The organism is Proteus sp. G2618 (genome assembly GCF_009915995.1).
Lineage (GTDB): Bacteria > Pseudomonadota > Gammaproteobacteria > Enterobacterales > Enterobacteriaceae > Proteus > Proteus terrae.
Genome location: NZ_JAABNI010000016.1, coordinates 139,586 through 151,034, shown reverse-complemented (window position 1 = coordinate 151,034; position 11,449 = coordinate 139,586). Strand labels below are relative to the sequence as shown.

At 38.5% G+C, this 11,449-nt stretch carries 10 protein-coding genes; 7 read left to right on the top strand and 3 right to left on the bottom strand.

All coding sequences use genetic code 11. The features are described from left to right. The first annotated feature begins 16 nt into the window (after window positions 1–16). Genes GWJ01_RS09020 through GWJ01_RS09010 form a run of 3 tightly spaced genes read left to right on the top strand, consistent with a single transcriptional unit; the run spans window position 17 to window position 4,080 of the window. Complete coding sequence (locus GWJ01_RS09020; protein WP_161710992.1) at window positions 17–1,057, top strand: TerY-C metal binding domain-containing protein; 1,041 nt, start codon at window positions 17–19, stop codon at window positions 1,055–1,057. Next, window positions 1,057–2,553, top strand: coding sequence for a PP2C family serine/threonine-protein phosphatase (locus GWJ01_RS09015; protein WP_100271050.1), 1,497 nt, complete (start codon window positions 1,057–1,059; stop codon window positions 2,551–2,553). Before GWJ01_RS09020 ends, GWJ01_RS09015 begins: the two co-directional genes overlap by 1 nt. Window positions 2,554–2,580: 27 nt before the next feature. Continuing rightward, complete coding sequence (locus tag GWJ01_RS09010) at window positions 2,581–4,080, top strand: helix-hairpin-helix domain-containing protein (RefSeq protein ID WP_161710991.1); 1,500 nt, start codon at window positions 2,581–2,583, stop codon at window positions 4,078–4,080. A gap of 63 nt (window positions 4,081–4,143) precedes the next feature. Here GWJ01_RS09010 and GWJ01_RS09005 read toward each other — a convergent pair whose 3' ends face one another. Continuing rightward, the gene (locus GWJ01_RS09005) at window positions 4,144–4,581 is read right to left on the bottom strand and encodes a TonB family protein (protein WP_100271052.1); all 438 of its coding nucleotides are present in this window, start codon (window positions 4,579–4,581) and stop codon (window positions 4,144–4,146) included. A gap of 258 nt (window positions 4,582–4,839) precedes the next feature. Between GWJ01_RS09005 and aes the strand changes: the two genes are divergently transcribed. Continuing rightward, on the top strand, window positions 4,840–5,808 hold the full coding sequence (aes, locus tag GWJ01_RS09000) for an acetyl esterase (RefSeq protein WP_032056455.1): 969 nt from the start codon (window positions 4,840–4,842) through the stop codon (window positions 5,806–5,808). Between the two features lie 12 nt (window positions 5,809–5,820). Here the strand turns inward: aes and GWJ01_RS08995 are convergent, their stop codons facing one another. Then, the gene (locus GWJ01_RS08995) at window positions 5,821–6,534 is read right to left on the bottom strand and encodes an NUDIX hydrolase (protein ID WP_100271053.1); all 714 of its coding nucleotides are present in this window, start codon (window positions 6,532–6,534) and stop codon (window positions 5,821–5,823) included. Window positions 6,535–6,687: 153 nt separating this feature from the next. Between GWJ01_RS08995 and GWJ01_RS08990 the strand changes: the two genes are divergently transcribed. Beyond that, window positions 6,688–7,707 carry an SPFH domain-containing protein gene (locus tag GWJ01_RS08990; RefSeq protein ID WP_161710990.1) on the top strand — a complete coding sequence of 340 codons (1,020 nt, stop codon included), beginning with the start codon at window positions 6,688–6,690 and terminating at the stop codon, window positions 7,705–7,707. Then, entirely contained in the window at window positions 7,707–8,651 is a 945-nt protein-coding gene (locus GWJ01_RS08985) for a hypothetical protein (RefSeq protein WP_015060270.1), read from the top strand. The genes GWJ01_RS08990 and GWJ01_RS08985 overlap by 1 nt, the downstream gene beginning before the upstream one ends. A 2-nt stretch (window positions 8,652–8,653) precedes the next feature. On the opposite strand, the gene tetR(H) is transcribed toward GWJ01_RS08985, so the two are convergent. Beyond that, window positions 8,654–9,277: a tetracycline resistance transcriptional repressor TetR(H) gene (gene tetR(H), locus GWJ01_RS08980; protein WP_006248868.1), complete on the bottom strand. Its 624-nt coding sequence runs from the start codon at window positions 9,275–9,277 to the stop codon at window positions 8,654–8,656. A gap of 91 nt (window positions 9,278–9,368) precedes the next feature. On the opposite strand from tetR(H), the gene tet(H) reads away from it, so the two are divergent. Continuing rightward, the gene (tet(H), locus tag GWJ01_RS08975) at window positions 9,369–10,571 is read left to right on the top strand and encodes a tetracycline efflux MFS transporter Tet(H) (protein WP_161710989.1); all 1,203 of its coding nucleotides are present in this window, start codon (window positions 9,369–9,371) and stop codon (window positions 10,569–10,571) included. The last annotated feature ends 878 nt before the right edge of the window (window positions 10,572–11,449 follow it).

Sequence of the window (11,449 nt, the reverse complement as noted above, 5' to 3'; positions counted from 1 at the left end):
GTGATAAGGTACAACAATGAGAAGGCTACCCATTTTCTTTGTTTTAGATTGTTCAGAATCGATGATTGGTGAAAACCTAAAAAAGATGAATGACGGTCTGACAACTATTATTAGCGATCTAAGGCGTGATCCACACGCCCTTGAAACTGCTTATGTTTCTATTATCGCCTTTGCTGGCGTTGCAAAAACGATTGTTCCACTCACTGAAGTCGTCTCTTTTTACCCACCTCAACTTCCATTAGGAGGAGGCACTTCATTAGGCAGTGCATTACGAGAACTTTCTCACCAAATCGACACTCAAGTAAGAAAAACCACGCTTGAGCAAAAAGGCGATTGGAAGCCTGTCGTTTACCTTTTAACAGATGGCAGGCCTACCGATGATTACGCACAAGAGATCAAGCGCTGGAAAGATCACTACGCCAACAAAGTTAACTTAATTGCGATTGGATTAGGCTTAAGTGCAGACTTACATGTGCTGTCGCAATTAACTGAAAATGTACTGTTATTTACCGAAACACAAGAAGGCGATTTTACTCGTTTTATTAAATGGATAACGATGTCAGTGGTTTCTCATAGCCGAAGTGTGGGCGAAGAGCCATCACCACTTTTAAGTCAAACAGAGCATATTGTTCGCCTTGCAAAAGATGATGTCGCGCGTGCTTATGATGAATCTTGTGTCACTTTTGTCGGCCGTTGTAGCCACACACGCTCACCTTATTTAATGAAATATGAACGCCCTCCCATGAAAGCTTCAGGGCTGGATTTTAATCTTAACCTTAATGGCTTTAACTTAACGGGTTGCTACACCTTAAATGAAGATTACTTTGCATGGAGTGATCTCAGCGCCACCGCATATCAAGTTAATACCAGTGAACTTCATGGCACTCCAGGTTGCCCTTATTGTGGTAATGCGACTGCTTTTGCCGTTTGCCAATGTGGCAAATTGCTCTGTGTAAATGGCCCTGAAACCGTTATTTGCCCTTGGTGTGATAACAACATCACCTTTGGGGATAACAGCAATCAATCTGACTTTGATGTTACACGAGGTAAAGGCTAATGGATAAAAAAGCCCTACTCACAAAACTGATTATTGATGACACACTGACACAACAGCGTATTCCGGTACATGAAGAGTTGGTTATTGCGCTGTATGAAGATACGAAAATCGCTCAACATATTGATTTTATTATTGATAGAATCAAAGCAAAAACAGCAGAAAAAATAACAACGCAAGACAAAGCACAACCTATTCTTCTGTTATTGCCACCAGCCCGCGATTTAGCCTCTGAAGAAATATCATTACCAGAAGAGAGCCTATTAAAACCGGGACAAATTCCAACACACTCATCGCCAATGCCAATAGAAAAACCGATTATTCAACGCCCTACAGCAAAAATTACTCTTTCTAATGCCAAAGTAGGTACCGCGTTTAACTCTATGCTCAATATCGAGCTAGATACTCTCGAAGTTGCTGAAATTGAAGCGGTTAATTTTCCTGAAGCACTTGGAATAAGTTTTGATCCTGAAAGTCGTTGCTTAGTAGGTATGCCAACAAAAAGTGGCAATTTCACATTGGTTGTCCATTGGTCTGTTAATAACACTCGCTATCACAATGACGTCTTATTAATAATCAATCCTGATCCTCGTAGCTTATGGCAAATCAACGAGCCTCCCGCAGACAGCCCTTATCCTAAAGCGCATATAGATAGCAAACTTATTCTTGAAGAAGATATTCGTATTGCAGGCGCCAGCCGTCGCGGTCGCTCTCATGAACATGCAGGTACATTCCGTGATGATGATTTTTATATTCACCACGATGAGCAAAGCCAGTGGAATATTTTAATTGTCGCAGACGGTGCGGGTAGTGCACGCTATTCTCGTGAAGGCTCACGCATTGCTATCAATACCGTAAGCCACTATTTAAAATCACAGTTAAGCAAGGGAAATGAAACGTTTAAACCTCATCTTGAAGCCATCCATCAATGGAATGACAATAATGCCATTAATCAAGTAGGAAGTTTCTTTGCTCAACTCTTTCGTAATGCAGCGCAATTAGCGATTAATAACCTCAAAAATGAAGCCATTCATATTAATGAACCGGTAAAATCTTTTTCGACTACGTTATTAGCCACGGTTTCTTTGCGTATCAATGATGAGTTATTTGCTGCCTCATTTTGGATGGGAGATGGTGCTATTGCGGCTTATGGCCCAGCAGGAAAAGTGCGCATTTTAGGTACTCCTGATAGTGGTGAATATGCAGGACAAACCCGTTTTCTTGATGACAGTGCACTCAACGATGCTGAGTTTAATCGACGCATTATTATTGGTAAGTGGAAAGAAATTTCACATCTTATTTTAATGACTGACGGGGTATCTGATCCGGTATTTGAAACAGATAATGGCTTACAAGATCCCAATAAATGGGCTGCACTCATTGATGAAATATCGCCTTGTTTAGCCTCTCCTGAAAATGCAGATAAAGCATTGGCTGAATGGCTGAATTTCTTTTCAGCAGGCAATCACGATGACCGCACTCTGGTTGTGGCTTGGTAATCATAAAAGAGAGAATGGGTGAGTTTCATGGCAGAGATCATTACCTGTACAACGAAAAGTGGAAAAACAGTTCAGTACGTCAATGAAATTATTGGCTCTGGCTCAATGAAAGATGTCTATTTTTCCCCTGACCGAACCTATGTTGTTGCCTTCTATAAAACAGAACAGAATGCACAAGCTAAAGATAGGATCGATATGATAACAGGCTCTTATCGACATAATATCTTTGAGCAAAGTGGCGGAGAATATTGGAAAAACCTCTTTTGCTGGCCAACAGATGTTGTCGAACATCAAGGCAAAATTGGTATTGTTGTTCCGACTTATCAATCCCACTTTTTCTTTAAATATGGTTCTAAAAACAACGACTTTCTGGCAATAAAAGGCCGAGAAAAAGAAGGTAAATGGTTTGCAAGTGCCAACAACCAAAATAAATTTCTCGATCCTCGCGAAAGAGGTAATCTATTAAATTATCTGAAAGCCTGTTTACTGCTCTCTCGTGCCGTGCGCCGAATGCATGCAGCAGGCTTATGCCATAGTGATTTAAGCTATAAAAACGTCCTTATCGATCCTGAGCAAGGTCATGCCTGTGTTATTGATATTGACGGTTTAGTGGTTCCCGGCAAATACCCACCTGATGTTGTGGGAACTCCTGACTTTATTGCGCCAGAAGTGGTAAAAACTAGTCATTTACCGAAAGAAGATCCTAATCGTATTTTGCCAAGCATTACGACCGATAGACACGCACTTGCGGTATTAATCTATATGTATCTATTTTATCGTCATCCATTACGTGGCGGTAAAATTCACGATCTTGACGATGAAATGCGTGATGAAACACTGTCTATGGGTGAAAAAGCACTGTTTATTGAGCACCCAACCGATCGTAGCAATGCGGTCAAATTGAATCAGGTAAAACCGTCATCTCTTCCTTGGGCGGATCCTGAAAAAATCCCATACACGATTATGGGGCCATACCTAACGCCTCTTTTTGAAAGAGCTTTTATTACAGGGTTACACAATCCTTCGCAACGCCCTACCGCAGATGAATGGGAAACCGCTTTAGTCAAAACGGTAGATTTAGTTCAGCCTTGTCAAAATAAAGACTGTGAACAGCAATGGTATGTTTTCTCAGGAAAAACACAGCCCGTTTGTCCTTATTGTCACACCCCATATAAAGGGCAATTGCCGATTTTAAATCTCTACTCATCACGTAAAGCCGGTAGCTTCAGACCCGACGATCACCGCTTAATGGTTTGGAGTAATCAATCACTGTTTCCTTGGCATGTTAATCGCCTTATTGCGCCTAATGAACGCACCACCGATGAACAGAAAAAGCGTGTAGGTTATTTTGTTTATCACAATTCAATATGGTGGCTTGTTAATGAGCGTATTGATGGATTAATGGTATTGCCAGAGAAAAAGCAGATAGCGATTGGCGATAAAATTGCCCTAACTGATGGGTTGCAATTTGTATTATCGACAGAAGAAGGCGGGCGACTTGTTGTGGTGCAATTAGTGTCTAATTAATAAAGTAAAAGAATAATCCGTTTAATTTATCGCGGGTTATTCTCTTTTTTCATGATATTAAATTTAATCTTGAGCTCCAAGCTTAAATTCCATAACAAAATTTAAATCTTTTGCTGGTTTTCCTGTTTCATAGCGCCATTGTTCCATAGCGTGAATAAGTGACAAACCAAAAACATCCACTAAAGGGGAATCTAACACCCTAATATTTTGTACATACCCATTTTCGTCAACATCAAATTTAACCTTTAATTCTCCTTCCATCCTATTAAAAGCCGCTTTTACAGGATAATTAGGTAATACTCGTAATAAATTCTTAGGATAACCTTTAACCGTAAGATTTAACTCTTTTATTTCACTTTGAGTCATTTTCTCTGGTTCATCGGCTAATTTTGGTTTCAATAACAAATTAGATTGAGCATCCGGCTGTATTGATTGAATAGCACATCCATTTAGTAAAATAGTGCCGCAAAATAAACTTAAAATAGCTAATTTTATTTTCATTTTTCTTTTCTAAAATAAGATTAAGTATAAAAAACACAATAGCACATATCATAATCATTTCTATTCTCACCTCTATATTTAGTTAAGAAAAACTGTGCAATTAATCCTATTTTTGCCATTTTATTTAAATCAAAGTCAGATCACATATTTACCACTCCCACTTCCCATTTAGCGCTAACGTTCAATATTGGATATCAAGATCCCAGTTTATTAAGCCTCATTATTTACAATACCCTACAGTGATAATTGGAGGCATGAATGAAAACTAAAAATAAAATCAATGTGCTAGAACTTATTTCGCCAGAAATGAAGCAAGTTATGCAATTTTATGCAGATAATCCTCAACCTACGCCAGAAAATGATGGTTATCCATCAATGCGTCTTGCTTATAATCAAGATAGGCGTTATTGGAATGCGGATGCGCCAGAGATGTTTAGCATACAAGATATTTCAGTAAGTACTTCTTATGGAAATGTATTAACGCGTCTTTATAAACCCAAACAAAAAACACCCGCAACACTCTATTATCTGCATGGCGGTGGTTTTATTTTAGGGAACTTAGATACTCACGATCGCATTATGCGACTACTTGCCTGCTATACCGGTTGTGCAGTTATTGGTATTGACTATTCATTATCTCCCGAAGCTCGCTATCCCCAAGCCATCGATGAATCAGCGCAGGTTTGTCAGTATTATCATCAAAATGCAAAATACTATGATATTAATACGCAACATATCGGTTTTGCGGGTGATTCTGCGGGTGCAATGCTGTCTCTTGCTACCGTATTGTGGCTACGCGACAAACAAATTCACTGCGGCAATATCAGTGCAGTTTTGCTTTGGTATGGATTATATGGATTACGCGATTCCACCAGCCGTCGCCTTTATGGAGGGGAATGGGATGGATTGCGCCAGCAAGATCTAGAAGAATATGATAATGCATATCTAACCGCACTTGGCAGTCGCGATGCTCCTTATTATTGCTTATTTAATAATGATTTAACGCAAGATATTCCGCCTTGCTTTATCGCCAGCGCACAATATGACCCACTTATTGATGATAGTGTGACGCTATTTAAAACCTTAGAAGCCCATCAATTAGCTTGTGAATATAAAATGTATCCAGGCACATTACATGCCTTTTTACACTACTCACGTATGATGAAAGTGGCTGATGACGCCATTCGAGATGGTGCTCACTACTTTGTCAAACAACTCACTTTGTAAAATGTCAGCCTATTAAAACTCAAGATTTCGAATAAAACGATAATCCGCGGACGCCTCTTTAAGTCGATACAGACTTGCGGGGCGTCCTCTTTCTGCACGCTTTTCTCCAGTATCAATTAATAAATCGGCTTGTTCGATGCGTCGCCTAAATGATTTTTTCTGGATCTCTTTACCAATCAGAATTTCATGAACATGTTGCAATTCTGGCAAGGTAAATACTTCTGGTAATGCAAATCCGGGAACAATCGAATAAAGTGATTTTTGCTTTAATCGCTCTCTCGCTTGGACAATTAATTTATGGTGATCAAACGCTAAGCTTTGTTGTGCAATCTCATCAATAGGACACCACATCACCGAATCTACGGTATCTATATGCGCTTCACAGGCTTGATGTGCAATTAACGCGGTATAACAAACCGTCACCGACCAACCTCTTACATCACGCTGGCTATTTCCCACTGAACAGAGTTGCTCTATATAAGGGGGGATCACGCCCGTTTTCTCTTTTAATTTTCTTAGCACCGTATCTTCAAGGCATTTGTCTTGCACTTCATCGATAAATCCACCTGGTAAGCCCCATTTTCCTTTTTCAGGATGCTCCCCTCTTTTCACCAACAACACTTTTAACTGCTCTTCATGATAAGTAAACAGTACGGCATCAATGGTGATCAGTGGAGATAGGAAATCACGACGGTTATAACTGGCTAAAAAATCTTGTTCATTCATGGCGTAAGCTTTATTAAAAAACGATGAAACTATTTTAAGCCTAAACAGCAAAAAATCAAATTTTGTCATAAAGACACTAAATCAGTTGACAAAGATAGTGTCGATAGGACACAATCCAGTTAATGTCACAAGGACACTAACTGGAGAGACACTATGTTTAATTTAAATTACTTTAAAGCTGATTCATCAACATTCATTATCAAATCCGTCAATGGTCGCGTTCGCCAACAAGGTAAAGGCTTGAGTTTTTGGTATAACTCCGCCACAACCTCTATTGCGGCATTGCCTTTAAACGCTCAAGAAGCACCTTTTATTTTTAATTTCCAAACCTCGGACTTTCAGGGTTTACGTATTCAAGGGCAAATCTCATTTCAGGTTAAAGCGCCCGAAAAAGCCGCAGAAGTACTCAACTTTAACTTGAGCAAAAACGGCAAATCGTATGCTTCTGAAGATCCGCTCAAACTCAGTGATCGTGTTGTACGTATTGCACAAACCTTAATTCAAGCAAAGATCCAAAGTACACCACTTAGAGAAGCGTTATTACTTAGCCAATCATTAGTGGCTTTAGTGATGGAACAATTAATTGAACATCCATCATTAGAGGCATTAGGTATTGCGATTTTAGATGTCTCTATAGCGGCAATCACACCATCACCAGAAACCTTAAAAGCACTAGAAGCTGAAGCGAGAGAATCCTTACTGAAAGAAGCCGACGATGCCATTTATGCTCGTCGTAAATTCTCAGTAGAACAAGAGCGCACCATTAAAGAGGCTGAATTAGAAACCGATTTATCTGTTCAACGTAAACGCCAAGAGATTGAAGAAGCACGTTTAGAAAACGAACGTACATTACTACGCGAACAAGCTGAGATTGAAAAAGAACGCCTTGAAGCCAAAGTTAATGCGGAAGCAAAACGCAAAGAACTAGTCGCATTAAGTGCTGAAAATCAGCGAACACAATCAGAAGCGGATGCTTATGCTATTGAAGCTACCATGCGTGCTTATCGTGAATTACCCGTTGAGAACCTAAAAGCAATGGCATTAGCAAAAATGGACTCACAACAATTAATGGCAATGGCATTTGAAACCTTAGCACTGAATTCAGGAAAAATCGGCGAGTTGAATATCACACCTGATTTATTTAGCCAATTTATGAAAAAAGGCAGTAAATAATGCAACGTAACGAAGATTTTCGCTTTGTGCTGGTGATGAGAAAAAGCCGCTTACAGGAATTAATTGAGCGCTTTAATACCTGGTCACAAGCCAAATTCTATTTAGAACACAACAATGTTGAAGTAAAGGATTATCTCAATGAACACAATTTATATCAAAAGCAACTCACAGAAGCTGAGCTAATTTTAAAATCATTAGGACGATTTCAACTTTTAGAAAGAGGCTTATTACCCAGCTATCAATTCTCACCTCACGATATTGTGGTGGTGATTGGTCAAGATGGGCTTGTTGCCAATACGCTGAAATACCTTAATGGACAGCCTATCATTGCCATAAATCCTGATCCATCAAGGTGGGATGGTAAATTATTACCCTTTGAAATAGGGCAATTAAAAGAGACAGTTATTAACACCATTAATAAAAAAATGCCATTTAAAACGGTCACTTTTGCACAAGCAACAACCAATGATGGTCAATCCTTATTAGCGGTTAATGACTTATTTATTGGCCCTAAAAGCCACACTTCCGCACAGTATATTTTGCAATGGAATGGCGCTGAAGAAGTGCAATCTTCATCAGGCATTATTGTATCAACAGGATTGGGATCAACGGGGTGGTTTCAATCTATTCTTGCTGGTGCGATGGCAATTACAGGAGAAGCTTCGCACCCTCTATTACAAGGCTTTAGCTGGAGTGATCGAAAGCTACAATTTAGTGTAAGAGAGCCATTTCCAAGTAGAACAACAGGTGTTGCACTGACTTTTGGCACTATTGAGCCTGACTCACCACTGCAATTAGGATCTTTGATGCCAGAGAATGGCGTAATTTTCTCTGATGGCATCGAAGATGACTATTTACAATTTAATGCAGGTTGTATTGCTCACATTGGTATCGCTGACATACAAGGGCAACTAATTAGCCAAAAAGGGCGTCAGCGAATTTAGATTTATTTAGCGCTCTTTAATACTGTTTCAAGTCCAGAGATCATCACATCAAGGACAAACAAAAATGCAGCATCACCATTATCACTATCCATAATTGCAACGGCTTGGGTTAATAATGGCGGATAGGCAACAGTATCCGTCTCTACTTTTTCACGCTCTTTTTGGCTTTCTTGATGCTCTTGAGTTTCCAGTACGGAGCCTAATGTAAAATGCGCAATAGAGCTTAATGCATACACGGCTTGAGATAGACTAAACCCAGCATCACACAAAAACTGTAGTTGCTGTTCTGATGTCTCAAATTGACTTTCAGAGGGGCGTGTTCCCGCATGAATTTTGCCACCATCACGATACATTAATAAGGCTTGGCGGAAGCTTTTCGCGTTATTTCGCAAAAAGTCCTGCCATGTTTCATTCGGCAATGGCAAAACATGATGATGGTGCTTTTGCAAAATAGTTTCTGCTAATGCATCTAACAAAGCGCGTTTATTTTTTACATGCCAATACAATGTGGGTTGTTCCACACCTATTTTTTGCGCCAGCTTACGCGTTGTTAATCCTTCAATACCAACTTCATTAAGTAAAATCAACGCATTATCAATAACTTGTTCTTTATCTAGCTTTGCCATTACCTACCTCAAAATAAAATAGCCTTGACAATCTATCACTGATAGAGATATTTTACACCCACTCTATCACTGATAGATTTTTAGGATCTCAATGAATAAATCAATTATTATTATACTGCTGATCACCGTATTAGATGCCATTGGCATCGGGCTTATCATGCCAGTACTCCCTACGCTATTAAATGAATTTATCAGTGAAAATTCACTAGCAACCCATTACGGTGTGCTATTGGCGCTCTATGCTACCATGCAGGTTATTTTTGCTCCTATTCTAGGACGACTGTCTGATAAATACGGCAGAAAACCCATCTTGCTGTTTTCCCTTTTAGGCGCGGCACTCGACTATCTTTTAATGGCATTCTCAACCACACTTTGGATGCTCTATATTGGGCGCATCATTGCGGGGATCACAGGCGCAACAGGTGCCGTATGTGCATCAGCGATGAGTGATGTGACTCCCGCTAAAAATCGAACTCGCTATTTTGGTTTCTTAGGTGGTGCTTTTGGTGTTGGCCTTATTATCGGCCCAATGCTAGGGGGATTATTAGGTGATATCAGTGCTCATATGCCATTTATTTTTGCCGCTATTTCACACTCGATATTATTAATACTCTCTTTGCTCTTTTTCCGAGAAACACAAAAAAGAGAAGCGCTTGTTGCCAATAGGACACCTGAAAACCAAACTGCCTCAAATACAGTCACTGTTTTTTTTAAGAAAAGCCTCTACTTTTGGTTAGCAACCTATTTTATTATCCAGCTTATCGGGCAAATTCCTGCCACCATCTGGGTGCTGTTTACACAATATCGTTTTGATTGGAACACAACTTCTATCGGTATGTCTTTGGCGGTTCTGGGTGTATTACATATTTTCTTTCAGGCGATTGTCGCTGGGAAATTGGCACAAAAATGGGGCGAAAAAACCACCATTATGATCAGTATGTCTATTGATATGATGGGCTGTTTATTATTAGCGTGGATAGGCCATGTTTGGGTCATCTTGCCAGCATTAATTTGCTTAGCGGCAGGAGGTATGGGGCAACCCGCATTACAAGGTTATTTATCAAAATCTGTCGATGATAATGCGCAAGGGAAATTACAAGGTACTCTGGTGAGCCTAACCAATATTACCGGGATCATTGGTCCTCTTTTATTTGCCTTTATTTATAGTTATAGCGTCGCTTATTGGGATGGTCTGTTATGGCTGATGGGGGCAATACTTTATGCTATGTTGCTTATTACCGCTTATTTTCACCAAAGAAAAACCACACCTAAAGCTGTTATTTCAACCCCTTAATACTAGAAATTATAAAGATCATAAAAGTCCTGTCCGCTCTTAATAACGTTGATAGGACTTTATTTTTATCGCAATTAATAAGCCTCTTTTACCCAAGGCTTACTGGCTGCAATCATAAACATCGGCGTTGAACGATAAAGCAGGTAAGGGAGTCGTTTAGTTACATAGTTATTTTATGATAGTTATTTTCAATCATATTCACCCTGAGTAAAAAAACAAATATTTCATTATTAATTTACTTTTTATTTACATTGTAAAATTATTATCCAACTAAAAATAAAAATAGAATTTCTATTAGTTTTAGCTCTATTTAATTAAGAATTATTTGTAGTAATAGCCATATATTAATTTAGATCAATACTCACTAATCATTTTTAGATACTCCCAATAATAAAGTTTATCTGTTAATTCTAAATCCATCACAAAACAAATAAAACACCAAGGTAAGTCCAAAAAAGACCAAGTTATTGAACTTATATTTCTAAAAATTACCTTACAAAATAAAAAAAAACAAAAAGAGAGTAAATAAAAATTTTTATATAGTGATAACTAATCATAAATACTTAAGTTATCTTTATTTAATAACGATAAAAACTCGATTTACGCGTATGAAAATCAATACAAAGTTTAAAAACACTAATATTTTTACTTTCCAGCATAAAATCCTATGGGATTAATCCTATCCACATAAAAAATTTAAATTGTAGAATTGACCTCATGATAAATTAGTAAATAAAACCAATAATCCAAAAAAGAATAAATGCACTTATTTTAGCTTTATTACTTTTTTTGCGCATTTGAATATATTGACTTAAATCATAAAGAGAATCGACACTCACAAATTCAAAAAATCAGTTTTCTATTTCAAAAATATATTT